This is a genomic window from Kribbella sp. NPDC004138, from assembly GCF_053603655.1.
This window is the reverse complement of the sequence record NZ_JBSGFZ010000007.1, coordinates 215,087-241,884: the sequence shown is the minus strand read 5'-3', so window position 1 is coordinate 241,884 and position 26,798 is coordinate 215,087. Positions and strand designations below refer to the sequence as shown.

The following is a 26,798-nucleotide window of genomic DNA, read 5'->3' as shown; positions in this document are numbered from 1 at the left end:
GGTTACCACTACGGGTTAGGCGCATAGCCCCTTCAACGAACCACGCGCCAGAAAGTTACATCAAGACGACGCAAAGTTACGCCGCCCAGAAACCCCTCGGAAAACCGGCACCGAGGTAACGATCGCCGCTACCTCACCTTACCGGCCGTAGCCGGCCTGAACCGATCGGGCCTCAGCCGGCCGCCGAGGGTGCGTCGCTCGGGCTGGCCGACGACTCACCCTGCGGGGACGTCGTGCTGCAGGGCTCCGGCGTCGGTGTCAGCGTCGGGCTGCTGGTCGGCGCGGTGGTCGTCGCCGGGGTGCAGGTCGGGTCGCTCGTCGGGTCACCCGACGGCGAGGTCGTCGGCGAGGTCGGCGTACTGGTCGGCGACTCCGTGGGCGTGGTCGGCGTCGTCGTCGGGCTCGTCGGCGTCTTGGTCGGGCTGCTCGGCGGCGGGCTCAGCGGCGGCCTGGTCGGCTTCGAGGTGGTGGGCGGTGTGGACGTGGACGTCGCCGGGCTGTTCGTCGGCCGCGGGGACGTCGGCGTCGAGCTCGTTGCGGCGGTCGGGCTGGAGCTCGTCGGCGCCGTGGTCGGGACCGTCGTCGGCGGCGCGGTGGTCGGCGGGGTCGACGTCGGCGTCGACTCGCGGTCGTCGGCGTTGCCGTCGTCGTCCGGGGTGTCGATGATGCCGGGCTTGTCCGGGATGCTCACGGTGTCGTTGCTGTACGACTGCATCCAGCGCAGGACCGTCGACACGTAGTCCATCGAGTGGTTGTAGCGCAGCACCGCCTGGACCAGGCCCTGCGGATCGGCAAGGTTCGCCCCGCCGGAGCAGAGGTAGTCGCCGGCCGCGCGCGCCGCGTCGAACACGTTGTGCGGGTCCTTGACCCCGTCACCGTTACCGTCGGCACCGAACGCCCTCCAGGTGCCCGGGATGAACTGCATCGGCCCGACCGCACGGTCCCAGGTCGCACTCCCGTCGTACAGCCCCTGGTCGGTGTCGGCGATCGCCGCCATCCCGGGGCCGCCGTCCAGGACCGGGCCGAGGATCTTGCCGCGGGTGTTGCCGTTCGCGTCGACCTTGCCGCCGCTGGCGTGGCCGGACTCGACTTTGCCGATCCCGGCGAGCAGCGGCCAGGTGATGTGGCAGCCCGGCATCGACATCGCCAGGTCCCGCGCGGCCTTCTGGTACGCCGCCAGCACGGTGCCGGGGATGCCCGAGGCGTTCCCGAACGCGCCGGGGATCGGCTGCACGGTGCCGTCCGTCGTCCCCGTGACGGGAACCTGGACCGTGGACTTGTCCTGCGTCGGCAGGCTGCCGTCGACGCCCGGCTGTTGGGGCACATTGTTCGCCAGGTCGTCGAACACCGCGTCCTGGCGCGGGGCGGACAGCGCGTGCGCGTCGACGATGAACGTGTTCGAGGTGACTCCGCCGACCACGAACACGGCGACCATGGCGGTCGGCGGGGCAAGGCAGACCCAGGTGGCGGTCAGCTTTCCCCGCCAGGTGTCCAGGTTCCTGAACTGCTGCCTCATCCGAACCGTCCTCGACGCAATACGGGCGTTGGTGTGTCTTCCGGGCGTAGGCACGATCTTAGCCGTCCGAAGGTCGGCCACAACCGGCGCCGGTGCGCCGTCACCGAGTACCGAACGGTTCGTTCGGGCGCCCGTCGCCGGTTGTTCACGTCACTACCCCACCACCGTAAGCCGGAGGGGGCATCCCTCGCGCCGGGTGATCGGATGACAGTTCTGCCATCCGATCAGCTGACAGGACGGGTCGGTACTGCCCTTTCGGGAAGACCAGGAGGGTCAGTTGCCGCCGAGCATTTTCTTCAAGTCGTCCGGCAGTTCGAAGTCGCCGCCGTTCTGCCCGCCGAACGCGGCCGGCAACTGACCCGGCTCCGGAGCCTGCGGCTGCCGGCCGGCCTGGTTGGCCCGCTTGGCGGGGTTGCCGGAGCCGCGCTTCTTGCCCTTCTTCTGCTGCTGCTTGGCCTTCCGGGCGCCGCCGCCCATGCCGGGCATTCCCGGCATCCCGGGCATCCCCGGCATGCCCTTGCCGGACGCCATCGCGGCCATCATCTTGCGGGCCTCGAAGAACCGCTCGACCAGGCCGCTGACGGTGGCCACCTCGGTCCCGGAACCCTTCGCGATCCGGGCCCGGCGGGAGCCGTTGATGATGTTCGGGTCGGCCCGCTCGGCCGGGGTCATCGAATGGATGACCGCCTCGATCCGGTCGATCTCGCGCTCGTCGAAGTTCTCCAGCTGGTCCTTGAACTGGTTCGCACCGGGCAGCATGCCGAAGATCTTGGTCAGCGGGCCCATCTTCCGGACCGACTGCATCTGGGCCAGGAAGTCGTCCAGCGTGAAGTCCTTGCCGCCCTTCTTGGCCAGCTTGGCCGCGGTCTTGGCGGCCTCCTCGGCGTCGAAGGTCTGCTCGGCCTTCTCGATCAGGCTGAGCACGTCACCCATGCCGAGGATGCGCGACGCCATCCGGTCGGGGTGGAAGACGTCGAAGTCCTCGAGCTTCTCGCCGTTGCTGGCGAACATCACCTGGCGGCCGGTCACCTGCGCGATCGACAGCGCGGCGCCACCGCGGGCGTCGCCGTCGAGCTTGGACAGCACCACGCCGTCGAAGCCGACGCCGTCCAGGAAGGCCTGCGCGGTGGTGACCGCGTCCTGGCCGATCATCGCGTCGACGACGAACAGGATCTCGTCCGGGCTGACCGCGTCGCGAATGTCCGCGGCCTGCTTCATCAGCTCCTCGTCGACGCCCAGCCGGCCGGCGGTGTCGACGATGACCACGCTGTGCTGCTTGCCGCGCGCCTCGTCCATCGCCTTGCGGGCGACCTCGACCGGGTCGCCGACGCCGTTACCGGGCTCGGGCGCGAACACCGGGACGCCGGCGCGCTCGCCGACCACCTGCAGCTGGGTCACCGCGTTCGGCCGCTGGAGGTCGGCGGCGACCAGCATCGGGGTCTGGTGCTTGGTCTCCCGCAGCCACTTCGCGAGCTTTCCGGCCAGGGTGGTCTTACCGGCGCCCTGCAGACCGGCGAGCATGATCACCGTCGGCGGCTTCTTGGCCATCCGCAGCTCGCGGGTCTCGCCGCCGAGGATGTTGATCAGTTCCTCGTTGACGATCTTGATGACCTGCTGCGCCGGGTTCAGCCCGCCGCGCACCTCGGCCCCGCCGGCGCGTTCCTTGACCGCGGCGATGAACTCCCGCACGACGGGCAGCGCGACATCGGCCTCCAGCAACGCGATCCGGATCTCCCGGGCGGTCGCGTCGATGTCGGCGTCGGTCAGCTTGCCCTTGCCCCGCAGGTTCTTGAACGCGGTGGAGAGCCGATCGGAGAGCGTGTCGAACACGAGAAACAGTCCGTTTCGTCGAAGCGATGAACTCCCCGAGTCTACCGGCCCCGCAACCTGTGGATAACTCCGGCAACCAACCCCCTCCGCTCGCTACCCGTGATCCCCGTCCCCACCCCAGGAGCCACCACATGCCATTCGACGTCCCGGCCTTCAACGACGCGTTCTCCCGCGGATCCGTCGGCGCGCTCGCGCGGTACCGGTGAATCCGCGCGCCGATAGGCTGTGGAGATGGAGGGACGATGCGCCTGAACGAGTTCAACAACGCACACAACGCCGCCAAACGGCGGATCCGTCGCGACGGTCTTGCCGCGGTCGGCCCTGCCGAGCAGTCGTTGCGCGACCTCCTGCCGGAGCTCGAGTCCGACGAGGACCGCCGGGTCGCCGCGGCGTTGATCACGCGGCTGCCGGGATACGCCGTCCCGCCGGAGCCCTCCAGCGAGCTGATGCAGGAAGCCGTCGCGATCGAGCACGCGGCGTACGCGGCACCGGGGTCCGGCGAGGAGCGCATCGCGATCCTCGCCGAAGCACGCCGGAAGATCTTCGAGATCGCCGACCGTGCCCCCGCCGACGAAGCCGCGAGCATCCGCGGCCTGACCCGCGTACTGGAACACCTCGAGGACAACCTCCGCGACCCTGACTGGCCGCTCGGCCGGCCACAGGACTCCAGCGGTCACTGACAGATGGCCGTGACCCTGGTCGACCGGGACTCCGAGGAGTACCGGCGCTTTGCCGAGCTCTACAAGGCCGCACGGGCGCTGCGGCCGAACGAGACGGATCTGTGGGAAGGCGACCTCTACGCGACCACCGGCGAGGGCGGCTGGGGTGCGTTCCAGCAGCAGGACGGATCGTTCAAGCTGTCCAGGGAACTGGTCCTCGACCAGCTCGGGCCGGACGCGAACCCGCACGATCAGGTCCAGGCCCTCTCGACAATCCTGCACGAGACGAACCACGCCCGCGTCCCGGTGGACGCCCCGAAGGAGCCGAACGCCGTACGCTCCCGGCACTCCAAGGCGCTCGACGAGGGCCTGACCGAATTCGTCGCGGTCAAGGATGTCGCGGTTTTCGCCGAGTCCGCCGGGTACGGCGAACTGCCGGACGCGAAGCCTGAGTACCCGGCCGCCTACCGCGCCACCGACGCACTGCTGGAGTACGCCGCCGGACCGGACGGCAAGGACGCGCTGGCGGACCGCGCCATCGATCAGCCGGTGGTGATGCGCTGGGACGCGATCGCCGACGAGATCGTGAAGAACAAGCTCGGCGACGTCGTCCCGCCGGATCCTCAGCACCAGCAGGCCGCACGCGCCGAGTTGATCAATGCGATGGTCAGCCCGGAGTGGGACGAGCTCCACAAGCAGCAGCCAGTGGTCGGCCACGATGCCGCGCGGCAGACGACCCAGGCGCTCGACAACGCGACCGCCCGGATCCGGGAGCACTACGCCCAGAACCCGGCCGAACCCTGTCCGGCGAAGATCCCGAACTTCGAGATCGCCAAGCAGCAGGCCGAGCAGCTCAACGGTCCGCAGAACCGCACTCGCGCGGCCGACGTGGATCTCAGCAAGCTGCCACCGCCCGCCGCGGACTCCCGCGTCGATGGTGCGGCACCGAGCCGAACACCGGGTGCGTCGGGGCAGCAAGGTCCGGCCGGTGCAGCCGCACCGGCCTCCGCCAACGACCCCATGCGGTTCCTCGGGGCACAGGCCCCCGCAGCCGAGGCGACTCATAGGAAGCCGTCACTCGGAGACGGCTCGCGTGGGGCAGGGTCGCCGGCAGGTCCCGGAACCCGGCGCGCCACTCCCGGCCGCGCCACCGGTCCGATCGAGCACGGCCACTGACCGACAGAACCGCACTCGAGTCGCGGCGATGTTCGTGCTCGGCCGCGTTCGCGAGGGCGCGCCGTGGGACGAGGCGCCGGAAGCGACAGGCGTTGACAAGCCGTGACCCCGGCAGTCAGCATCTAACCGGTTGAATTGCATTTAGCGGTTAGGGGATACGGATGCGGGTTGTGCTGGACGGGCCGTCCAACCTGGGGTTGCGGGCGCCGGCTCCCGGTGTGGTTCCGGGGTGCTACAAGTTGGCGGGCGCGGTGCGGGACCGGGGCTTTCTGGCGCGGATCGGGGCGGAGGACGGCGGCTGTGTGACGCCGCCGCGGTACGACACGGCCGGGTGGACTCCGGGCGACGGCGTGTTCAACGCGGAGGCGATGGCGCAGTACACCGTGCAGGTCGCGGATCGCGTGGCCGGGTTCGTCGGGCAGGGGAAGTTCGTCGTGCTGCTGGGCGGTGAGTGCAGCAACCTGCTCGGGCCGGCGCTGGGGCTGAAGCGGCTCGGGCGGTACGGCGTCGTGTACATCGACGGCCACTCGGACTTCCGGACCGTCGGCAACTCGCCGTACGTCGGGGCCGCCGGCGGTGAGGCGCTGGCGTTGGTCACCGGGCGGGGCCAGGCGGACCTGACCGATCTCGAAGGGCTCGGGCCGTACACGCTCGACACCGACGCGGTGCTGCTCGGGATCCGGGCCGACGACGAGTACGTCGGCGACGTCGAGAAGGCGGGCATCCCGGTGTGGCTGGCGGCGAAGATCGCCGAGGACCCGGACGCGGCGGCTCGCGGGACGCTCGCGCACCTCGACCACCTGGACGGGTTCTGGGTGCACCTGGACGTCGACATCCTCGACGCCGCGGTGATGCCGGCCGTGGACAGCCCGGACCCGGGCGGGATCGACCACGACCAGCTCCGCGCGCTCCTCCGCCCGCTGCTCGCGTCACCCCGGTGCGTCGGCTTCGACATCGGCATCTTCGACCCGGACCTCGACCCCGACGGCCGCTACGCCGCCGAACTCACCGACACCCTCGTCGCAGCCCTGCAGGAGGTCTGAACGTGCTGCAATTGCTGACCGCAGACGGCCCGGACCCGGAGCACGCGGAGGCGCTGATGCTTTACGGGCGGCTGGTCGGCTCCTGGGACATCAGCAACCGCTACAGGTTCGCCGACGGGGTGTGGCGCACTGCCGAGGGTGAGTGGCACTTCGGCTGGACCCTGGGCGGACGGGTGGTGCAGGACGTGCTGCACTGCCCTGACTTTCAAGGGCGGTTCCCCGGCACCACAGTCCGCATGTACGACGTACAGACCGGCCTGTGGCAGATCACGTGGATCTCTCCGAATCTCCCGTCGTACTTCATCCAGACAGGACGCCCCGATGGCTCCGGCGGGATGATCCAGGAAGGTACGGATGCCAACGGCACGCGCTCGCGGTGGACGTTCACCGAGGTCACTCCGGCCTCCTTCCGCTGGCAGGGATTCAGCGCGGCACCCGGCGGTGAGTTCGAGCTGTTCCAGGAGATGCGCGCTACCCGTCGGAGCGCTTAGCCCCAGACCAGGTCCTGGCCGTGGGGAGCCGCGGTGCCCAGTGCGCGCGTCTTGCCGTCCGGCCAGGTCTGCAGGTCCACGCGGTACTCGTAGCCGTCCGTGCCGCGGCCGTGGGTCATCACGGCGTGCGGCTCGAGGCTGAGGTGGGCCAGCGGCGCGGACTCGGTAGCCTGCGCGCCGAGTTCCGCCAACCGGGCCTGGATCGCTGAGCGGTCGGCACGGCGGAGGTACTGCCACATGATCGAGTGCCAGACGACGGTGACGTGTCCTTCCGACAGCTCCAGCCCGTTCAGGAACGAGACGGCGTCCTCACGGCGTACGTCGGCCGCGACCTCGTGGGCGACCTTCAGCGCGCCGCGGAGCCGGGTCAGGCGATCGGGCATGTCCGGCCAGACGTACGACGTCAGCGTGAGCGCACCGTCCGGCGTCAACGGGTTCACCGGCGCGATGTCGCAGCCGACCCGCTCCGCGATCCGCAGCTCCACCGACGGCACCTGTCCGGACCAGGCCGACTCGAACACGACCGGACTGTCAGCAGGCCCGTACGACGTCCCGTCCGCCACGTACCGGAAGCGGTCGGCGCGCAGGTTCAGTCCCCCGCTGGCGCCGATCTCGAACAGCCGCACCGGCAGCGGGACTGCCTCGACCAGCTGCAGCAGACCGCCGTACAGCGCCGCCGACCGGCCGACCTCGTTCGTCTGCGGCGGTTGTGTCAGCAGTGACCGCACCTCGCCCAGCCGCGACTGCAGCAGCTGCTCGAACGCCTCCCAGCCGAGCACCGGGTCCCAGGCCCCGCCGGCACTCGGGTAGAACGCCGCCAGCTCCGGTGCGGTGCCGGACAGCACCATGCCGTGCACAGCCGCCAGTAGCCGCAGCCCGATCGCCTCACCGAACGAACGGCCCTCGTACTCGGCAAGTACCTCGCCCGAGACCCCACCGACCTCGTAGTCGTCCACGAGCAGCCGGAGCAACTCGGCATACATCGGGGACCCCAGACCCTCACACGCGGTCGCTTGTCGCTGCAGTGCCTCTACAACATCCACAAAGGGAGCCTAGAAGCTCAGTCGATCCAGCACCGACTTTGCCGTCGTCCGCGCGTCCTCGGGTTCGAGTGGCGCGCCGTGACGATCGGTGAGGTAGAAGACGTCGACACACTCCGCACCGAGCGTGCTGACGTGGGCGGAGCGGATGTCGGCGCCAGTAGCCGCGATGGCCGCTGTGACGTCGTACAGAAGCCCTGGACGGTCATGCGCCCGCACCTGCAGCACAGTGGCGGTTTCGGAGGCCTCAGGCAGCAAGTCGACCCGGCTGGCAACACGAGGTCGCGACGAGTCCCTTGCAGCCAACCGGCGTACGACGTCGGCAGAGTCTCGCAACGCCACAGCCAGCCGGTCACGCAGCCGCACAGGGCCGGGAGGCGAACCCGCGACGGTCCACTGCGAGATGCCCAGGCCGTCGACGGACGTGATGACTGCGGACCGCACGGCCAGCCGCTCCACCGCGAGTACGGCGGCGACAGTCGACAGCGTGCCAACTTGGTCGGGTACGGCGACGTTCACCCGCAGGTCCCCGTGGTGATCGCTCACGGTGACACCAAGCCGGCCCACGCCGACGACCTGGTGCAGCACCGGCACCGGAACGGGCGGCGTCTCGGCCCACATGCTCTCGCCACCGCCGGCCAGCTCACTGCGCACGCGCCGGCACAGCTCACCGACCAGCCGCATGCGCCACGGCGACGACGCGGCCGGACCAGCGGCCCGCGCGTCGGCGTACGTCAAGGCCTCCAGCAGGTCCAGGGTCTCGGTGCTGCGCACGATCCCGACCACCATGTCCACGGTCATCGGGTCTTCCAGATCGCGCCGGGTGGCGACCTGCGCAAGCATCAGGTGCTGCCGGACCAGCAGCGTGATGGTGTCGGAGTCCGCCTCGCTGAAACCGATCCGGCGGGCCACCCGGGCCGCGATGCCCGCACCGGTGACGCTGTGGTCGCCGTCAAGCGCCTTGCCCAGGTCGTGCAGTAGAGCGGCGACCAGCAACAGGTCAGGCCGCCGTACGTCGCGGACCATCGCCGAGGCCTCGACGCAGGTCTCCAGCAAGTGCCGGTCCACGGTGAACCGGTGGATCGCCGACTGCGGCGGCCGGAACCGGACCGCGTCCCACTCGGGCAGGATCCGGGAGATGTATCCGGCCTGGTCCAGGGCCTCCCACACCTCGAGCAGCCCATGGCCCGCGCCGAGCAGGGCACACAGCAAGCGCCGCGCCTCCCCCGGCCACGGCTCTGGCAAGTCTGCTGCCGACGCCGCCAGCCGTGCACAGACAGCAGGCGACAACACGAGCTCCCGGTCGGCAGCGACCGCAGCAGCACGCAGACCGAGCACAGCGTCCCGCTCCGGACGTGCGTCCGGCATCAACACGACCTCACCCTCGTGCTGCCCCACGCCTTCGTCCAGTGCGAGCAGCAACGGTCCACCGGTGCGCTGCCTGCGCCGGGACCGTGGCGGTTTGGTCATCAAGCTCTCGACGCGCCGCCAGGACACGTCGCACACGTGCGCCAGCGTCCGGCCCGTCGCGTACACGTGCCGCAGCAGCTCGTCCCGCCCGGCCAACCCGAGCCCGGCCGCCACTTCACCGGCCAGGTCGGCAACCAGGCGATCTGTCGCGCGCCCTGCCACCTCGTGCAGGACGTCGCGGACCTCGAGCAGGTCCCGTCGCGCCCGCTCCAGCACCGGATGCGGTACGTCGACCAGCCACGACGCCACCAACGCCCGCAGTACGACGGCGTCGCGTAGACCGCCGTACGCCTCCTTCAGGTCGGGCTCCGCGAGGTGTGCGAGTTCTCCGACACTGGATGCCCGGTCGCGGCACGCCTGCGCCAAACCGGGCAGCCGTGACTTCGCCGTACGCCGCCAATCGGCCATCAGCACCGACCGCAGCTGCAGCGTCAGGTGTGAGTCCCCCGCCACATGCCGCGCGTCCAGCAGCCCCAAGGCAACCCTGTCGTCAGCCGCCGCGGCGTCCCGAGCCTCGGCCAGCGTGCGCACGCTGTGGTCCAGCTTGGTCCGGGAGTCCCACAGCGGATACCAGATCTGCGCGGCCAGCTCATCGATGCGCGGATAGCCCTCGGCATGCACGAGCATCACGTCGAGATCGCTGTACGGCGACAGCTCCTCACGTCCGTAGCCGCCCACCGCGACCAGCGCGACGCCCTCGGTGGGCACACCGAGGGCGTCGCAAGCCTTCGCGAGCAGCAGCTGCAGCAGCGCGTCCGCCTCTTCGGCGCGGCCACGCCGCTGCTCTGCCCGGTCCTGCATCTAGAGCGCGTCTCCGTCCAGCTCGCCGGTCCGGACCCGGACGATCGTCTCCACCGGGGTGACCCAGACCTTGCCGTCACCGATCTTGCCGGTCTGCGCGGCCTTCACGATCACGTCCGTCACGTCGGCGCTGTCACCGTCCTCGACGACCACCTCGAGCCGCACCTTCGGAACCAGGTCGACCTCGTACTCGGCGCCGCGGTAGACCTCGGTGTGGCCCTTCTGCCGGCCGTAGCCGCTCGCCTCGGTGACCGTCATGCCGGTGACGCCGAACGTCTCCAGCGCGGCCCGGACGTCCTCCAGCTTGTGCGGCTTGACCACCGCGGTGATCAGCTTCATGCCTTGACACCTTCCTTCTCGGACGCCTCGGTGGAGCCATTCTCCTCGGCCGGGACCGTCGCCGGTGCGGGCCGGGTGGAGAGCGCGCCGCGCAGACCCGCGGCGCTGAGGTAGTCGTACGCCGTCTCCGCGTGCTCGACCTGGTCGACGCCGGTGACCTCGTCGTCCTCCGTGACCCGGAAGCCGATGGTCTTGTCGATGACCTTGCCGAGGATGAAGGCTACGGCGAAGGAGTAGATCCCGACCACCACGTTGGCCAGCGCCTGCTTGCCGAGCTGCGAGACGCCGCCGCCGTAGAAGAGGCCGTTGACCGCGGACGGCGCCGCCGCCGAGCCGAGCAGACCGATCGCCAGCGAGCCGAACAGACCGCCGACCAGGTGCACGCCGACCACGTCGAGCGAGTCGTCGAAGCCGAGCTTGTACTTCAGCGACACCGCGAAGGCGCAGATCGCACCGGCGAACAGGCCGAGGATGATCGCGCCGACAGGGGTGACCGCGCCACAGGACGGAGTGATCGCGACCAGACCGGCGACCGCACCGGAAGCCATACCAAGCGTGGTGGCCTTGCCGTGCCGCAGCCGCTCCACGATCAGCCAGCCGATCACCGCGGCGGCGGTGGCGACCTGGGTGTTCACGAAGGTGACCGCGGCGGTGGTGCCGGCGCTCAGCGCGGAGCCGGCGTTGAAGCCGAACCAGCCGAACCACAGCAGACCGGCGCCGAGCAGCACCAGCGGCAGGCTGTGCGGACGCATCGGGTCCTTCTTCCAGCCGATCCGCTTGCCGAGCACGATCGCCAGCGCGAGCGCGGCGGCACCGGCGTTCACGTGCACCGCCGTACCGCCGGCGAAGTCGATCGCCTTGAGCTTGTCGCCGATCCAGCCGCCATTGCCGTCGTCCAGGAACCAGACCGAGTGCGCGACCGGGAAGTACACCAGCGTCGTCCAGCCGACGACGAACACGATCCAGCCGCGGAACGTGGCCCGGTCGGCGATCGCGCCCGAGATCAGCGCGGGGGTGATGATCGCGAACATCAGCTGGAAGGCGACGAATGCGAGCGTGGGCGTCGTCCCGCTCACCGCCTCCGGTGCGAGCAGGCCCTTCAGCCCGACCTCGGAGAAGTTCCCGATCACGTGCCCGGTGTCACCCGCGAACGTCAGCGAGTAGCCGACCACCACCCAGAGGATGGTGACGACGGCGATGGTGACGAAACTCATCATCATCATGTTCAGCACGCTCTTCACGCGCACCATGCCGCCGTAGAAGAAAGCCAGGCCCGGGGTCATCAGCATCACCAGGGCGGCACTGGCCAGAACCCAGGCGGTATCGCCGGCGTTGATCTCCATCAACGTCATCCCTTCCATCGAACTGGGGGTGGCCGGCGTCCTCAGTCGGGAGGTCTCCACAACGCCGGGGAGCCCGCCGCTCGGCCACACCGCAAACGGTGTCGGCGCGCCGTTTCAGCCGATCGGTCCGTTTGTTTCAGGCATGTGACAAAGCGAGCTCCCAGGTGACATCGAGGTGACATAAGCCACGACGGGCCGGAGTGTGGCACTCTGGCCTGGACCACACGGGGTGCGGCCGCGCCACTGCCCCCGTCCGAGCTGGGGACGACGAAATGGAGCCGAACTACGGGGTGAGACCGCGACGCGGCAGGCCACGGGACCCGGAAGCGGAGCCGAGAATCCGCCGGTACGCCGTGCAACTGCTGCTGGAGCGGGGATTCGACGGGATGACGGTGGACGACGTCGCGGAGGCCGCGGGAGTGGGCAAAGCGACGATCTACCGCCGGTGGGCCAGCAAGGAGCTGCTCGCCAACGACGCCATGGCCGAACTGTTCGATCTGGAGATCCCGGATCCGGACACCGGTTCGATCGCGGGAGACCTGCGCCAGGTCTACCGGGTCGCGCTGGCGTTCGCGAACAGCGACTACGGCCGGGCGATGATCCGCCTGGCCGTTTCGGAAGCAACCCGTGACGAGCGGTCCGCGGCGATCTACCGCGGAGTGCTGGAACGTCGGATCGAACTCACCAGACAAGCACTGGAACGCGCCAGGAAGCGCGGTGAACCGATCAAGAGCACCGCCGACCCGGTGCTGATGGTGGAATGGATGGCCGGGGTGTTCGTGATTCGCGCCCTGACCGGACAGCCGATGCCGCCGCCGGAGGATGCCGACCGCCTGGCCGACATCACCCTGCGCGCAGTACTCGAGATGCCGACCTCAGGGCCGTAGTCCAGGCCCGAGAGCAACCTGGTCCACGCCCAACTCGGTGACGCGTCGGACCCGGCCACTGTCGAGGTTCCAGGCCAAGACCCAGCCACGGACCCGGAACAGGACGTTGTTGTCGTCGTACCAGCCGAGTACGGCGCAACAACCGACCTCACGCACGAACGGACGGTCCCCCGCCCCCTCCTGGGTCGGGGGACTGTCTTGTGGTTCACCGAGCACCAGCAGCCGGCTGGGCATCGTGCTGAGCGTGGAGATGGCCGCCACCACCTGCGGCTGCGACACACGGGTCGGAACCTGTGGCAGCGTCTCCGAGACGAAGACCCGGGCCGCGCCGGTGATCGACGAGAACGTCTGGCCCTGCCAGGACCGGACCGGCAGCGTGAGCGGGTTGTCCTCCATCCACTGGCCGTTGAACATGTAGCGCATCACAGCCCCTGTCTGGATGCGGAACGGCGAAGTGGCCTCGTTCGGGTCCCTGGTCGCCGCGACCCGGAACACCGGGTCTTCCCCGTAGCCGCCTTCGCCGACGAGCACCTGGTACGTCGCATCGCGCCCGCCGACCAGGGCCCACCGCCCGTCGGCGACCCAGGAAACGCTGAGGTAGTCGCCGCCGGGCAGCGGGAACCGGGCGATCTGCGCCGTCGTCGCGTCCACCGTGACCAGCGCGCCCGGCTGCGGGAAGGCGGCGACGTGGCCGTCCGGAGAGATCGCGCCCGGGCTCAGCGGCGGGCCGTTGTCGACCGGCGCGAGACCGACGTCCGCCTGGACCCAGGATCCGTCCGCGCCGAGCAGGAGCGGCGCATAGCGGTCGCCGTGCTTCACCAGGAGGACCGCCGCGATGTTGTGCAGGGTGTGTTTCGCCAGTGGGCGGACCTTGTGGGGCAGGTCCAGCCGATCACCGAGCGGCGTCTCCAGCCGGTCGAGGAAGCGCTCGCTGCCGGGCGGTGGCGCCACCCAGAAGTCGATCCCGCTGATCTTCCCCGACGACTCGATGTATCCGGGCGGTGTCGGCGGCGGCGTGATGTCGGCCCTGCCGCGGGTCCCGGTTCCGATCAGGATCGAGGCGACGACGGCCAGTGCGATGACGGCGATCACGCTGAGCGCCGTCAGCCGCCGCCGGCGCCGGTTGACCACCAGACCGGCCGCCCAGGCGGCGTCGGCGAGGTCGGGCTCCGAGAGCCGATCGGTCGTCTGGAGGAGCAGCGGCCGGACGTCCTCGCGTCTCATCGGGCATCACGCCAGTCGCCCGCGCCGAGCGCCGTACGGAACCGGCCGAAGGCGCTCATGCCGTTCGCGTGCACGGCGGTCTGGGACATCCCGAGCAGGTCGGACACCTCGAACTCGGTGAGCTCCTCGAAGTGCAGCAGCACGAACACGGTGCGTTGCGCGGGCGTCAGCTCGGCCAGGGCGGCCCTGATCGGGTCCTCGTCGTCCGGGAACGGTTTCGCGCGGTTCCACGGCCGCAGAGCCGGCTGGTAGAGCAGGCGCTGGACGAACGCATCCGGGTCGTCCACCCTCGCCCAGCGCACGGACAGCTGCGTGAAGGCGTGCAGCAGCAGCTCCTCAGCCCGGTGCAGGTCGCCGTACACGAGGTACGCCGTGCGGAGCCAGCTGCCTTGCCGCGCATCGACGAACGAGGCGAAGTCCGGGTCGACCGTGTCGCGCATCCACCCTCCCAGCCCCATTGAACTCCTCAACTACTGCGGGCTGCTACTGCCAACCGTGTCTCCTCGGAGATCAGGTCGAAGTTCAGGCCGGCTCCGGCCATCAGTCCGGCCGCCGCGGAGGGCATCACCTGAGCCATCGGATTGGCGACGTTGCCCGCCGCGAACACACCAGGGACCTGCGTGGCGCCCATGCCGTCGACCTGGACCGCGGTGCCGACCTCGACGCCGTTCGACTCCACCAAGGTGGGCTCCAGACCCAGATCGGCCAGGAAGCCCGCACGGGCCCGCACGGTGGTCTGAATCGCCAGCGCCTGCCGCGGAACGACCTTGCCGCCCTCGAGCCGCACGCCGGTGATCCGGTCGTCGGTCACCTCGAGCTGCTCGACCTTCCCCTGCACCACGGAGATTCCCCGAGCAGCCAGCTCTTCCCACTGCTCGTCGGTCGGCTCGGGCGCAGTGTGCAGGAACAGCGTCACGTCATCGCTCAGCTGCCGGAACAGCTGCACCTGGTGCAGTGCCATGGGGCTGGTCGCCAGCACACCGATCGCCTGGTCGCGCACTTCCCACCCGTGGCAGTACGGGCAGTGCACCACGTCCTTGCCCCACCGCTCAGCCAGCCCGGGTACGTCGGGGAGCACGTCGGTCAGGCCCGTCGTCACCAGCAGCCGCCTGCTCCGGTACGCCGTACCGTCCGCCAGCTCCACTGTGAACCCTTGCTCGTCGCGCCGGGCCGTTGTCACGGTGCCGTCGACGAATTCACCGCCGTACCCCTCCACCTCCTGGCGACCGATCGCGTAGAGCTCGCGCGGCGGTACGCCGTCACGGGTCAGGAAGTTGTGCACGCCGTCGGCGGGCGCGTTCCGCGGCGAACCGTCGTCGATCACCAGCACCGACCGGCGGGACCGGACCAGCGCCTGCGCTCCGCTCAGCCCGGCCGCACCGCCGCCGATCACGATCACGTCGTACTTCGTCATCTCGGGACTCCTCCGTTGTCTCCAGGTCTGCCCCCAGGGTGCGTGGTGATTTTCATTTTCGACAAGTACTGTTGCCGGTATGGCAAACGACGAGGACGTTCTCGAGTCGGTCGGGCCACGGCTGCGGGCGCTCCGCGGCGAGCGCGGCACGACCCTCGCCCAGCTCTCCGAGGCCACCGGCATCTCGGTCAGCACCCTGTCCCGGCTGGAGTCTGGGCAGCGCCGGCCGACGCTGGAGCTGCTGCTGCCGCTGGCTCGCGCGCACCAGGTGCAGCTGGACGAGCTGGTGGACGCACCGCCGACCGGCGACCCGCGGATCTACCCGAAGCCGATCAAGCGGCACGGCACCGTGCACATCCCGCTGAGCCGGCGGCCGGGCGGGCTGCAGGCGTTCAAGCAGATCCTGCCGGAGGGCTACCCGGGCCACGACGTGGAGCAGAAGACGCATGAGGGCTACGACTGGTTCTACGTGTTGTCGGGACGGATCCGGCTGAAACTCGGCGACCAGGACTTCGTCGTCAAGGAGGGCGAAGCGGTCGAGTTCGACTGCCGGGTGCCGCACTGGTTCGCCAACCCGGGCCCTGGACCGGCAGAACTGCTATGTCTATACGGCCCGCAAGGGGAGCGGATGCACGTCAGAGCGCGGACCCGATAGGAGACAAGCAGTGAGCGTCGCGTTGTTCACGTTGGGCGGGACCATCTCGATGGCAGGCGCCCATCGGCTGACCGGTGACGACCTCACCGCCGCCATGCCCGGGCTGCCCGACCTGGGCCATTCGGTCGAGATCCAGGACATCGAGAAGGTCCCGAGCGCGAACCTGACCGCCGCCAAGATCCTCGAAGTCGTCGACGCCGCCTCCAAGGCCGTCGCTGCCGGAGCCGTCGGCGTCGTCGTCACCCAGGGCACCGACACGCTCGAGGAGAGTGCCTTCCTCGCCGACCTGGTGTGGCCGCACCCGCAGCCGCTCGTGTTCACCGGGGCGATGCGCAACCCGACACTGGCCGGCCCGGACGGACCGGCGAACCTGCTGGCCGCACTCCGCGTCGCCTGCTCCCCCGCGGCCCGCGACCTGGGCGCACTGGTCGTCTTCAAGGAAGAGATCCACGCGGCCCGCTGGGTACGCAAGACCCACAGCACCAGTACGGCGACCTTCGTGTCACCCAACACCGGCCCGATCGGCCACGTGGTCGAGGACCAGGTCCGCGTCCTCACGCGTCCGCTGCGACTGGACGGCGTGCACGGCAGTGCTGAGCCTGCTGAGCTCGACAACATCCGTGTCGCGCTCTACACGGTCACCCTGGACGACGACGGCGTACTGCTGGAGGGCCTGGCCGACACGCACCAGGGTCTGGTCGTCGCGGGGTACGGCGTCGGGCACGTGCCCGCCAAGCTCGCACCGGTGCTCGGTGAGCTGGCATCGCGGATCCCGGTCGTCCTCACGTCGCGCACCGGCGCCGGCTCGATCGTCCGCAACACGTACAACTCCCCCGGCTCGGAGACGGACCTGTTGCAGCGCGGGCTGATCGACGGCGGCTTCCTGGACCCGTACAAGGCGCGCGTGCTGCTGCGGTTGCTGCTGGCAACGGACGACGACCTGACCGTCTTCGGGCAATACAGCTGATCAGCTGAGCGACGCGGCCTTGGTCATCAGGTAGTCGCGCTCCGGCAGACTCGTCGTACCGCGGGCCGCCGCCCGGAAGTGTTCGGCGGCGGCCTCGTTGTCGCCGCGCATCTCGTAGAGATGACCGCGGGTGGCGTCGAGGCGGTAGTGGCCGGCCAGCTCCTCGTCGAGTGGTTCGAGCAGCTTCAGGCCGGCGTCGGGGCCGTCCACCATGGCGGCCGCGATCGCCCGGTTGAGCTTCACCATCGGGTTGCCGGACAGGTCTTCCAGCAGGCCGTAGAGCGCGAGGATCTGCGGCCAGTCGGTGTCCTCGGCGCGGTCCACCTCGTCGTGCAGTGCGGCGATCGCAGCCTGGAGCTGGTACTCGCCGAGCGGCGGCGTCTCGAACGCATCGACCGCGAGCGCGACGCCCTCGGTGATCTGGTCGCGGTCCCACAGCGACCTGTCCTGCTCTGCCAGCGGGATGAGCTCTCCGGTCTTGCCAGTGCGTGCGGCACGCCGTGCGTCGGTCAGCAGCATCAGCGCGAGCAGTCCGGTGACCTGACCGTCTTCCGGCAGCTGGGCCCGTACGGCGCGCGTCAGACGGATCGCCTCGCTGGACAGATCGCTGCGGTGCAGCTCGGGTCCGCTCGTGCTGGTGTACCCCTCGTTGAAGATCAGGTACAGCACGTGCAGCACGTTGCGCAGCCGGTCCGGGTCGGCGTCCAGCTCGAAGCTGGTGCCCTTCAGCTTCGACTTCGCCCGGCTGATCCGCTGGGCCATCGTCGCCTCGGGCACGAGGTAGGCGGTGGCGATCTCGGCGGTGGTGAGACCGCCCACCGCCCGCAGCGTCAGCGCGATCGCCGAAGCAGGTGTGAGGGCGGGGTGGCAGCACAGGAACAGCAGCCGCAGCGTGTCGTCGTGTTCCTCGACCTCTCCCAGCGGCACTTCGCGCAGGGCCGCCCGCTCCTCACGGCGCCGGCGCGCCTGCTGCTGGCGGACCTCGTCGATCAGCCGCCGCGACGCCGTCTGGATCAGCCAGCTCTTCGGGCTGTCCGGCCGGCCGTCGCGCGGCCAGGTGGTCGCCGCGGCGAGCAGTGCCTCCTGCACGGCGTCCTCGGCCGCTGCGAAGTCACCGGACCAGCGCACGACGGCGCCGAGGACCTGCGGCGTCAGCTCGCGCAGCAGGTCCTCCAGCTCGTGGCCCGGGCCGTCAGCGTGGTCAGAAGTCGTGGAGATCGCCATCCGATTCCATGAGGCGGCGTACCTCGATCGGCTGCTCCAGCGGTACGCCGCCGGGCCCCGGCGCGGCGGACTGCTCGGCCGCGATCTCCAGCGCGCGCTCCTCCGACTCGACGTCGACCATCGTGTACCCGGCCAGGATCTCCTTGGACTCGGCGTACGGGCCGTCGGTCAGCACCGGCGCGCTGACACCGGTCGAGCGAACCACCTTGGCGTGCTTGGGCCAGCTCAGGGCGTTCACCTCGACCAGCTCACCGCTCTGCCGCAGCCGCTCCACATGGTCGCCCAGGTACTTCATGTGGGCGTCCATGTCGGCCTTGTCCCACTCCAGCATCGGGGTGTCGCAGTTACCGCCGTCCATGTTCATCAGCAGCATGAACTTGGTCATGTTCTTCTCCTCCTCGTGGAGCCTTTACCCGGGAGACGAAGCCGCGAGCGGGTTCTCTACATCAGTCCAGCAGGGCGTCGACGAACTGCTCCGCGTCGAAGGGTGCCATGTCGTCGGCTCCTTCCCCCAGGCCGACCAGCTTCACCGGGACGCCGAGCTCGCGCTGCACGGCGATCACGATGCCGCCCTTCGCCGTACCGTCCAGCTTGGTCAGCACCAGGCCGGTGACGTCGATGACCTCGGCGAACACCCGCGCCTGGGTGAGGCCGTTCTGGCCGGTGGTGGCGTCGATGACCAGCAGGACCTCGTCCACCTCGGCGGTCTTCTCGATCACCCGCTTCACCTTGCCGAGCTCGTCCATCAGGCCGGTCTTGGTGTGCAGGCGGCCGGCGGTGTCGACCAGGACGACGTCCGCCTCCTCCTCGATGCCCTGCTTGACCGAGTCGAACGCGATGCTGGCCGGGTCGCCGCCCTCCGGCCCGCGCACGGTCCGGACGCCGACGCGCTCACCCCAGGTCTGCAGCTGGTCGGCCGCGGCGGCACGGAACGTGTCCGCGGCGCCCAGGACGACGTGCTTGTCCTCCGCGACCAGCACCCGGGCCAGCTTGCCGACCGTGGTGGTCTTGCCGGTCCCGTTCACGCCGACGACCAGTACGACGGCCGGCTGCGTCTCCTTGCGGGTCACGTTCAGCGACCGGTCCAGCGACGGGTTGACCAGGTCGATGAGCTCCTCGCGGAGGATCTCGCGGGCCTCGGCGGCGCCGACGCCCTCCACGCGCATCCTGGTGCGCAGTTTGTCGACCAGCTCCTGCGTGGGCGCCACACCGACGTCGGCGGTGATCAGCGTGGTCTCGATGTCCTCCCACGCCTCCTCGTCCAGCTTGTCGCGGGACAGCAGCGCGAGCAGGCCCTTGCCGAGCGAGCCCTGCGAGCGGGCCAGACGGGCCCGCAGCCGGACCAGGCGGCCCTGCGCAGACTCCGGCTTCTCGATCGTCGCCGTGGCGGCCTCGGCCTCCGGGAGCTCAGTGTCCTCCAGCGTGCGGGTCGGGGTGTCCCGCGGTTCCTCCGCGTCCTCACCGACCTTCGGCTCGGGGGCCTCGACCGAGGGCTTCGGGGCAGCCGGCGGCAGCTCGGCGCGGCGCCGCCGTGCGACGACCAGACCGGTGGTGCCGACGACCAGCACGACAGCGATCGCGACGACGATCGTGATCAGAGCCTGGTCGGTCAGCAGCGGGAGGAGCAGCGAGACGAGCAGTGGGGTCAACACGATTCCCCATCTTGACAGACACCCGGCCCGCCGCCCGCATTTGTCACGTCAGGCAAACCTGTTGTCGCGTTACGTGAGGAGGCACCAGCTCCGGCCGGTGGGTGAGCAGAACCACAGTCCGGTCGCCCGCGGCCCCGAACAGGTCGGCCAGCAACGCACGGCCGGTCTCCTCGTCCAGGTGCTCCGTGGGCTCGTCCAGGACCAGTACGTCGCGGTCCGCGAGCAGCAGCCGCGCGAACGCGAGGCGCTGGCGCTCACCGCCCGACAGCCGCGCGCCGTGCTCCCCGACCATGGTGTCCAGGCCGTCCGGGAGACTCTCGACGAGCAGCCCGAGCCGTGCCCGGTAGAGCGCCTCCCACAGCCGGAGATCGCTGGCCCCCGGCTTCGCGAGCAGCAGGTTCTCCCGGATGCTCGTGTCGAACACGTGACTCTCCTGGGTGAGCAGCCCGACGACGGAGCGCACCTGATCGCCTTGGAGCCTGGCCACGTCGACACCGTTCAGCAGCACCTCTCCCCCGCGCGGCTCGAGGAACCGCAGCAGCACCGACGCCAGCGTGCTCTTGCCGGAGCCGCTCGGCCCGGTGATCACCACACGGCTCCCGGCGGGCAGGTCGAGATTCAGTCCGTCGAGCACGTCGCTGCCGTCGTACCCGGCTCGGAGCAGCCGCACCTGGAGGTCGCGTCCGGCCGGGAGCGGCAGTGGCTCGACAGGCTCGGTCACCGACGAGGGCGTGTCGACCAGTTCCTGGACTCTGTCGAGGGACGCCCGTACGCGGATGGCCAGCTGCGCTGCCGCAGGGAGTCCGCCCAGTACGTCGGCCAGGGCGAGCGGGGTCAGGACCAGTACGGCGAAGACGGCGCCGGTGATGTTCGCCGTACTCCCGAGGACCAGGGCGGCGATGCTTGCTCCGCCGACGCACAGGACCAGGAGTGCGCTGCCAAGGCCGGCGCTCCAGGCAGACCGGCGTTCGGCCGCGGCCAGACACGCGTCGCGGCGGCTGAAGTCGTCCAGCACCGTGTCGAGCGCGTTGAAGGCGACCACGTCGGCTGCCGTGAGCAGGGCCTCGGTCGTCGTGGCTGCGACATCACCACGGGCACCGGCCAGATTGCGCTCGGCCCGCTGAGCCGTGCGGGCGGTCAGCCACGGTACGACGGTGCACGCGATCAGGACTGCCACCGCGACCGCTGCACCGGCTGTTGGCAGGAGGATCGCGAGGAGCGCCACTGTGGCAGCTGCTGTCACGGCGGCGACCGTGGCGGGAAGGAGGACTCGCAGCCAGAGGTCGAGGACCGCGTCCACGTCCAGCACCAGCCGAGCGAGCAGGTCGCCCTTTCGCTGTGAGGTGAGCGGTGCGAGCTTCTCCAGCCGTCCGGTGATCCGTGCGCGGGTCTCCCCCAGCACCCGGTACGCCGCGTCGTGGCCGACGAGGCGCTCGACGTACCGGAACACCCCGCGCCCGACACCGAACGCACGTACCGCCACGATCGGGACCATCAGCAGCAACACCGGAGGCTGCGCGGACGCTGCTGTGATCAGCCAGGCCGAGGTAGCGAGCAGAGCAACAGCCGACCCGGCCGCCGCGACACCAAGCACCAGCGCCAACGCCAGCCGCCACCAAACGGCGCCCTGCGGGCGGGCGAGGGGATCAAGGGCGGTTACCCGCTTCACGCGTTCACCAACTCTCGGGCGGAAACGGCGACCGTGCGGTCGGCTGACGCGATCAACGCGGGACGGTGAGCGACCATCAGGACTGTTCGGCCGCTGGCGCGCAGGCCGGCGATCACTTCAGCTTCTGTGCTGCTGTCCAGGCCGGCTGTGGGCTCGTCCAGGAGGAGGACTGGGGCGTCGGTGACCAGGGCCCGGGCCAGGGCTACACGGCGCTGCTGGCCGCCTGACAGTTGCTGGCCTTGCTCGCCTACTGCCTTGTCGAGGAGGAGGTCGGCGGCGCCCGCCGTGAGGAGCGCGAGGCGCACCTCGTCGTCCGACGCATCCGGCCGGCCGAGCCGTACGTTGTCGGCAACAGTCCCCAGCCGCAGTCCGGGGCGCTGCGGCACCCATGCGAACTGCCGTCTCCACTCCGCTGGGTCGAACTCGTCAGCCGCACTGCCACCGGCGACAACCACGCCATGCTCCGGCTGAACGAACCCGAGCAGTACGGCGAGCACTGTCGACTTGCCGGCACCACTCGGGCCGGTCAGAGCCACCACCTCGCCCGGGCGCACCTCCAGGTCGAACCCGTCCAGCACCGGCTCGTTCCGCGCCGGATAGCGCACGGTCACGTCGTACAGGTGCAGCGAGCTCACCCTCAGGTCCGGTACGTCGGTGCGGTCGCCACGCGCCGGCAGCGGCGTCTCCAGCACGCGGAACACCTCTTCGCTCGCCGCCACCCCGTCCGCACTGGCGTGGAACTGCATGCCGACCTGTCGCAACGGCAGGTAGGCCTCCGGCGCCAGGATCAGCACCATCAGGGCCGTCTCGAGTCCCAGCTTGCCGTCGACCAGCCGGAGACCGACGCCGACGGCAACCAATGCCACTGACAGGCTCGCGAGCAGTTCCAAGGCGAACGACGACAAGAACGCGATCCGCAGGCTGCCCATCGACGCGGCGCGATGCCGGTCGGTCACCCGTCGCACGGCCTGCTCCTGAGCCTTCGCGCGACCGAACAGCTTCAGCGTGGTCAGCCCGCCGACCACGTCCGCGAAGTGATGCGCCAAGACGGCCAGGGCGTGCTGACGCTGCCGACTGCGCGCCTGAGTCACCCAGCCGATCAGCGCCATGAAGATCGGGATCAACGGCAACGTGATCAGCACGGTCCCGGCCGCGATCAGGTCCCCGGTCGCCATCCAACCGATCACGCCGGCCGGCACCGTGGACGCCAGAACCAGCTGCGGCAGGTAGCGAGCGAAGTACGGGTCCAGGTCGTCCAGGCCCTTTGTCAGCAGGGTTGTCAGCGCACTGCTGCGTTCACCGCTCAGCCACACCGGTCCGAGCTTCAGCGAGTGCTCGAGCACCTGGCGTCGCAGCGTGGACTTCACAGCGGCCGCAGCGCGTTGCGCGACCACTTCCTGCGCCCACACCAGCAACGCCCGCCCGGCGATGACAGCAGCAAGGCCCCAGGCGACTGCGACCACTCCACCGCCCCGCAGTACGACGCCCGCGATGCCATGCGCCAGCAGCACCGCCTGCACGATGATCAGCACGCCGCTGAGAACACCGATCACAACTGACGCCGCCAGGAAGACCCGGGCGCCGCGAGCCCTCCTCAGCAGCCGCGGGTCCAGCGGCTTCACGCGACCACGACCCGCTGACGGAACACCCAGTAGGTCCAGCCCTGGTACAGCAGCACCAGCGGCATGAAGATCGCCGTGATGATCGTCATCACCTTCAACGTGTACGCCGACGACGCCGCCTCGACCGCGGTCAGCGTCGACCCCGGATCGAGTGTCGACGGCATCACGTCCGGGAACAGCGCGACGAACAGCGACACGACGGCCAGCCCGATCGCGAACGTCGTACCGGCGAAGGCCCAGCCCTCGCGGCGCAGCACGTTCGCGACCAGGCCGCCGGCGAAGGCGAGCACGGCGGCGATCGCGATCCCCACCGAGACGGTGTCGCCGCGCAACGCCTGCGCCCAGGCGAGGAAGGCGATCGCGAGGACGGCGGCGAGCGCACCGGTCCGGGTGGCGAGCCGGTTGGCGCGGACCCGCAGGTCGTCGGTGGTGCGCAGCGCGAGGAAGATCGCGCCGTGGGTGACGAAGACCGCGACGAACGTCAGCCCGCCGAGCAGGGCGAACGGGTTGAGCAGCGTCCCGAAGCTCCCGACGTACTCGTGATCGGCGTCCAACGGCACCCCGCGCACGATGTTGCCGAAGGCAACACCCCAGAGCAGGGCCGGCAGCAGCGAGCCGACGACGATCATCGCGTCCATCCGCGACCGCCAGACCGGCTCGTCGCGCTTGCCGCGGTACTCCAGGGCGACACCGCGCAGGATCAGCCCGACCAGGATCGCGAACAACGGCAGGTAGAACCCGCTGAACAGCGTCGCGTACCACTCCGGGAAGGCCGCGAAGGTGGCCGCGCCGGCCATGATCAGCCACACCTCGTTGCCGTCCCAGACCGGCCCGATGGTGCTGATCGCGGCCCGGCGCTCGGGCTCGTTGCGGCCGAGCACGCGGTACAGCATCCCGACGCCGAAGTCGAAGCCCTCGAGGACGAAGTAGCCGGTCCACAGTGTCGCGATCGCGACGAACCACACAGTCGTCAGTTCCATCTCGAACCCCTCAGTACGCGAACGACAGCGGCTTGTCGGGCTGTTCCGGCTCCGTGTCCGGCGGTGGCGCGTCCGTCCCGGCCAGGCCGGCCCGGATCGTCCGCAGCAGCAGCTTGGTCTCGACCACCGCGAGTACGCCGTACAGCGCGGTGAACCCGACCAGTGACGTGATCACCTCGCCGCTGGTCGTCCCTGGCGACACGCCCGATGCCGTCGGCAACAGACCGAACACCAGCCAGGGTTGCCGTCCGGTCTCGGTGAAGATCCAGCCGAAGGTGTTCGCGACCAGGGGCAGCAGTGGCAGCGGGGCCGCGAGCCAGATCAGCCACGGAGCCGGAGCCCGGCCGCGGCGCGTGGTCCACAGCAGCCACAGCGCGACCGCGGCCGACGCCATCCCGACCCCGATCATCAGCCGGAAGGTCCAGTACGTCAGCGGGATGTTCGGCTTGTACGACCCCGGCCCGTACAACTGCTCGTACGCGTCCTGCAGCGAGTTGATCCCCTTCACCTCGCCGTCGAAGTGCCCGGTGGCCAGGAACGACAGCAGGTACGGCACCTTGATCGAGAAGATCTCCTTCGACCCATCCAGCGTGCCGATCGTGAACGCCGAGAACGACGCCGGCTTCTCGGTTTCGTACAGCGCCTCGGCCGCGGCCATCTTCATCGGCTGCACCTCGGTCATCACCTTGCCCTGCAGGTCACCGCTGATCGCGACACCCGCACTGGCGACCAGGACGATCGACGCGCCGATCTTCAGCGCCGAGCGGAACACCGCCCGATCCGTGTCCGGCCGGCGGAGCAGGTGCCACAACGCGACCCCGGCGACGAACGCGCCGCCGACCATGAAGGCGGCGAAGATCGTGTGCGGGTAAGTGACCAGCACCACCTTGTTCGTCAGCACCGCCCACAGATCCGTGAGTTCGGCCCTGCCACGCTCGGGATTCACGCGGAAGCCGACCGGGTTCTGCATCCAGGAGTTCGCCGCGAGGATGAAGTACGCCGACAGTTGCGTGCCGAGCACCACCATCCAGATGCAGCCCAGGTGCACGAGCTTCGGCAACCGGTCCCAGCCGAACATCCACAACCCGATGAACGTCGACTCGAGGAAGAACGCGAGCAGCCCCTCCAGCGCCAGCGGGGCGCCGAACACGTCCCCGACGAACCGCGAGTAGTCGCTCCAGTTCATCCCGAACTGGAACTCCTGCACGAGCCCGGTGACGACTCCCATCGCGATGTTGATCAGGAACAGCTTCCCGTAGAACTTCGTCAGCCGGAGGTACTTCTCCTTCCCGGTCCGGTACCAGGCGGTCTGCAGTCCGGCGGTGATCGCGACCAGCGAGATCGTCACCGGTACGAAGAAGAAGTGGTACACGGTGGTGATCGCGAACTGCCAGCGGGCCAGATCCAGGGTGTCCACAAAGCCCTCCCCGGGGCATCTACGACGTGTCGTAGTAGATGCTAGCGCGGATCTACTACGACGCGTAGTTATACTGGTCACGTGGCGAGTGAGGAGAGAGCACCGCGGCCGCTGGGCGACCTGGAACGGCTGGTCATGGAACGGCTGTGGGCGGCGCCGGAGGCACTGACCGTGCGCGAGGTGCACGAGCAGCTGGCGCGGACCCGTGAGCTCGCCTACACGACCGTGATGACCGTCCTGGACCGGCTGGCGAAGAAGAAGCTGACCGAGCGCGAGCGCGACGGCAAGGCTTGGCGCTACCGCGCCGCCGCACCCCGCGAGGAGATGGCCGCCGGCCTGATGCGGGACGCGCTCGACCGTGCGGGCGACCGCCGGGAGGCTCTGGTCCGTTTCGTCGGTCAGGTCTCCGACGAGGAAGCGGCGCTGCTCCGCGAGGCCCTGGCCCAGCTGGACGGCAAGGAGCCGGCCGGGTGACCGCCGCGGTCCTGCTGGCCGTCCTGGCGCTGGTGCTCACCGGCCCGGCACCGGCCCTGCTGGCTCGTTCCGACTGGCCGTACCGGGTCCCGCGCGCCGCGGTGATCCTGTGGCAGGCGATCGCGCTCGCCGCCGTACTGGCTGCGCTCGGTTCCGGTATCGCGCTGTCCTACTCGATCGCCGGCCGGCCTGGTGAGCCGCGGTTCGACCCGTCGTCGCCACGGGACCTGCTGGCCGCGGTGATCCTCGCGATGGTCGCACTCGTCGTCGTGCGACTGCTGTGGACGATCGGCCGCGTGGCTGTCGGTACGCGGGCCCGACGCAGGCGGCACCGCGATCTGGTCGACGTACTGGCAACGCCTGACGGCCTGATCCCCGGACTCCGGGTGCTGGCCGAGGAGACACCACTGGCGTACTGCCTGCCGGCGCTACGGGGCGCCCGAGTCGTTGTCTCGGTCGGTGCGCTCGATCGACTCGACGACAGTGAGCTGAAGGCTGTGCTCGCGCACGAGCAGGCTCATCTGCGAGCGCGTCATGACTTGGTGCTGGAGGAATTCACCGCGCTGCACCACGCCTTCCCACGCTGGGTGCGTAGTGACGTCGCGCTGGAGCAGGCGCGCACGCTGGTGGAGCTGCTCGCCGACGACGACGCACGCCGCCGCAACGGCCCCCGCCCGCTGGCGCGTGCCCTGGTCGCACTTGCCGGTGCACCAGCTCCGGAGGCGGCCCTGGCCGCAGCCAAGTCCGCCACTGTCCTCAGAGTGCAACGACTCGCCGGACCGCCGGCCAACGAGCCCACGCTGTCCGCCATCACGTACGCCGCCGCAGCCGCGCTGCTGGTGGTGCCGACGATCACCGTCGCCGCACCGATCGTGAAGGCGATCGTCGACGCGGTCAGCTAGCCG

25 protein-coding genes are annotated in these 26,798 nt (G+C 69.9%); 9 read left to right on the top strand and 16 right to left on the bottom strand.

Annotated features, from left to right (window positions below; translation table 11 throughout):
- Nucleotides 1-172 precede the first annotated feature (172 nt).
- Together ACWEOO_RS12365 and ffh are read right to left on the bottom strand one after the other, a co-directional pair.
- Nucleotides 173-1,516 (bottom strand): lytic transglycosylase domain-containing protein, encoded by a 1,344-nt coding sequence (locus ACWEOO_RS12365; RefSeq protein ID WP_452143008.1) that lies wholly within the window; start codon nt 1,514-1,516, stop codon nt 173-175.
- A gap of 273 nt (nt 1,517-1,789) precedes the next feature.
- Entirely contained in the window at nt 1,790-3,346 is a 1,557-nt protein-coding gene (gene ffh, locus ACWEOO_RS12360; protein WP_452143007.1) for a signal recognition particle protein, read from the bottom strand.
- A 242-nt stretch (nt 3,347-3,588) separates the two neighbouring features.
- Between ffh and ACWEOO_RS12355 the strand changes: the two genes are divergently transcribed.
- From ACWEOO_RS12355 to ACWEOO_RS12340, 4 genes are all read left to right on the top strand, one after another.
- Nucleotides 3,589-4,026, top strand: a complete 438-nt coding sequence (locus ACWEOO_RS12355; protein WP_452143006.1) for a hypothetical protein — start codon at nt 3,589-3,591, stop codon at nt 4,024-4,026.
- Nucleotides 4,027-4,029: 3 nt separating this feature from the next.
- Nucleotides 4,030-5,181 carry a hypothetical protein gene (locus ACWEOO_RS12350; RefSeq protein WP_452143005.1) on the top strand — a complete coding sequence of 384 codons (1,152 nt, stop codon included), beginning with the start codon at nt 4,030-4,032 and terminating at the stop codon, nt 5,179-5,181.
- Nucleotides 5,182-5,342: 161 nt separating this feature from the next.
- Nucleotides 5,343-6,224: an arginase family protein gene (locus tag ACWEOO_RS12345; protein WP_452143004.1), complete on the top strand. Its 882-nt coding sequence runs from the start codon at nt 5,343-5,345 to the stop codon at nt 6,222-6,224.
- A gap of 2 nt (nt 6,225-6,226) precedes the next feature.
- On the top strand, nt 6,227-6,715 hold the full coding sequence (locus tag ACWEOO_RS12340; RefSeq protein ID WP_452143003.1) for a hypothetical protein: 489 nt from the start codon (nt 6,227-6,229) through the stop codon (nt 6,713-6,715).
- Here ACWEOO_RS12340 and ACWEOO_RS12335 read toward each other — a convergent pair.
- Genes ACWEOO_RS12335 through ACWEOO_RS12320 form a run of 4 tightly spaced genes read right to left on the bottom strand, consistent with a single transcriptional unit; the run spans nt 6,712 to nt 11,717 of the window.
- Nucleotides 6,712-7,758, bottom strand: coding sequence for a DUF2332 domain-containing protein (locus tag ACWEOO_RS12335; protein WP_452143002.1), 1,047 nt, complete (start codon nt 7,756-7,758; stop codon nt 6,712-6,714). The genes ACWEOO_RS12340 and ACWEOO_RS12335 overlap by 4 nt on opposite strands.
- A gap of 9 nt (nt 7,759-7,767) precedes the next feature.
- Nucleotides 7,768-10,026 carry a [protein-PII] uridylyltransferase gene (locus tag ACWEOO_RS12330; protein ID WP_452143001.1) on the bottom strand — a complete coding sequence of 753 codons (2,259 nt, stop codon included), beginning with the start codon at nt 10,024-10,026 and terminating at the stop codon, nt 7,768-7,770.
- A complete protein-coding gene (locus tag ACWEOO_RS12325) occupies nt 10,027-10,365 on the bottom strand; it encodes a P-II family nitrogen regulator (RefSeq protein ID WP_355483534.1) in 339 nt (112 codons plus the stop codon). It lies immediately after the preceding gene.
- Nucleotides 10,362-11,717, bottom strand: coding sequence for an ammonium transporter (locus ACWEOO_RS12320; RefSeq protein WP_452143000.1), 1,356 nt, complete (start codon nt 11,715-11,717; stop codon nt 10,362-10,364). Before ACWEOO_RS12320 ends, ACWEOO_RS12325 begins: the two co-directional genes overlap by 4 nt.
- Before the next feature lie 344 nt (nt 11,718-12,061).
- Between ACWEOO_RS12320 and ACWEOO_RS12315 the strand changes: the two genes are divergently transcribed.
- On the top strand, nt 12,062-12,595 hold the full coding sequence (locus ACWEOO_RS12315; RefSeq protein WP_359930713.1) for a TetR/AcrR family transcriptional regulator: 534 nt from the start codon (nt 12,062-12,064) through the stop codon (nt 12,593-12,595).
- Here ACWEOO_RS12315 and ACWEOO_RS12310 read toward each other — a convergent pair.
- From ACWEOO_RS12310 to ACWEOO_RS12300, 3 genes are read right to left on the bottom strand one after another with little or no spacing between them, the layout of a single operon-like run.
- Entirely contained in the window at nt 12,584-13,819 is a 1,236-nt protein-coding gene (locus ACWEOO_RS12310) for a hypothetical protein (RefSeq protein WP_452142999.1), read from the bottom strand. The two genes, ACWEOO_RS12315 and ACWEOO_RS12310, sit on opposite strands and share 12 nt — an antisense overlap.
- Nucleotides 13,816-14,259: a sigma factor-like helix-turn-helix DNA-binding protein gene (locus ACWEOO_RS12305; RefSeq protein WP_359930707.1), complete on the bottom strand. Its 444-nt coding sequence runs from the start codon at nt 14,257-14,259 to the stop codon at nt 13,816-13,818. Before ACWEOO_RS12305 ends, ACWEOO_RS12310 begins: the two co-directional genes overlap by 4 nt.
- A 26-nt stretch (nt 14,260-14,285) precedes the next feature.
- Entirely contained in the window at nt 14,286-15,233 is a 948-nt protein-coding gene (locus ACWEOO_RS12300) for an NAD(P)/FAD-dependent oxidoreductase (protein ID WP_452142998.1), read from the bottom strand.
- Between the two features lie 79 nt (nt 15,234-15,312).
- Here ACWEOO_RS12300 and ACWEOO_RS12295 point away from each other — a divergent pair, with 79 nt between their 5' ends.
- Both ACWEOO_RS12295 and ACWEOO_RS12290 read left to right on the top strand, forming a co-directional pair.
- Nucleotides 15,313-15,888 carry a helix-turn-helix transcriptional regulator gene (locus ACWEOO_RS12295; RefSeq protein ID WP_359930702.1) on the top strand — a complete coding sequence of 192 codons (576 nt, stop codon included), beginning with the start codon at nt 15,313-15,315 and terminating at the stop codon, nt 15,886-15,888.
- Nucleotides 15,889-15,898: 10 nt separating this feature from the next.
- A complete protein-coding gene (locus tag ACWEOO_RS12290; protein WP_452142997.1) occupies nt 15,899-16,855 on the top strand; it encodes an asparaginase in 957 nt (318 codons plus the stop codon).
- Here ACWEOO_RS12290 and ACWEOO_RS12285 read toward each other — a convergent pair whose 3' ends face one another.
- From ACWEOO_RS12285 to ACWEOO_RS12255, 7 genes are all read right to left on the bottom strand, one after another.
- Nucleotides 16,856-18,079, bottom strand: coding sequence for an RNA polymerase sigma factor (locus ACWEOO_RS12285; protein ID WP_452142996.1), 1,224 nt, complete (start codon nt 18,077-18,079; stop codon nt 16,856-16,858). It lies immediately after the preceding gene.
- Entirely contained in the window at nt 18,057-18,464 is a 408-nt protein-coding gene (locus tag ACWEOO_RS12280) for a YciI family protein (RefSeq protein WP_359930694.1), read from the bottom strand. The genes ACWEOO_RS12285 and ACWEOO_RS12280 overlap by 23 nt, the downstream gene beginning before the upstream one ends.
- 61 nt (nt 18,465-18,525) lie before the next feature.
- Nucleotides 18,526-19,734, bottom strand: coding sequence for a signal recognition particle-docking protein FtsY (gene ftsY / locus ACWEOO_RS12275; protein ID WP_452143085.1), 1,209 nt, complete (start codon nt 19,732-19,734; stop codon nt 18,526-18,528).
- A gap of 40 nt (nt 19,735-19,774) precedes the next feature.
- Nucleotides 19,775-21,400, bottom strand: coding sequence for a thiol reductant ABC exporter subunit CydC (gene cydC / locus ACWEOO_RS12270; protein WP_452142995.1), 1,626 nt, complete (start codon nt 21,398-21,400; stop codon nt 19,775-19,777).
- Complete coding sequence (gene cydD / locus ACWEOO_RS12265) at nt 21,397-23,022, bottom strand: thiol reductant ABC exporter subunit CydD (RefSeq protein WP_452142994.1); 1,626 nt, start codon at nt 23,020-23,022, stop codon at nt 21,397-21,399. Before cydD ends, cydC begins: the two co-directional genes overlap by 4 nt.
- Complete coding sequence (cydB, locus tag ACWEOO_RS12260) at nt 23,019-24,002, bottom strand: cytochrome d ubiquinol oxidase subunit II (protein ID WP_452142993.1); 984 nt, start codon at nt 24,000-24,002, stop codon at nt 23,019-23,021. Before cydB ends, cydD begins: the two co-directional genes overlap by 4 nt.
- A gap of 10 nt (nt 24,003-24,012) precedes the next feature.
- Nucleotides 24,013-25,419 (bottom strand): cytochrome ubiquinol oxidase subunit I, encoded by a 1,407-nt coding sequence (locus ACWEOO_RS12255; RefSeq protein WP_452142992.1) that lies wholly within the window; start codon nt 25,417-25,419, stop codon nt 24,013-24,015.
- An 81-nt stretch (nt 25,420-25,500) separates the two neighbouring features.
- Here ACWEOO_RS12255 and ACWEOO_RS12250 point away from each other — a divergent pair, with 81 nt between their 5' ends.
- Nucleotides 25,501-25,893, top strand: coding sequence for a BlaI/MecI/CopY family transcriptional regulator (locus tag ACWEOO_RS12250; protein WP_359930680.1), 393 nt, complete (start codon nt 25,501-25,503; stop codon nt 25,891-25,893).
- Nucleotides 25,890-26,795, top strand: coding sequence for a M56 family metallopeptidase (locus tag ACWEOO_RS12245; RefSeq protein ID WP_452142991.1), 906 nt, complete (start codon nt 25,890-25,892; stop codon nt 26,793-26,795). Before ACWEOO_RS12250 ends, ACWEOO_RS12245 begins: the two co-directional genes overlap by 4 nt.
- Nucleotides 26,796-26,798: the final 3 nt, after the last annotated feature.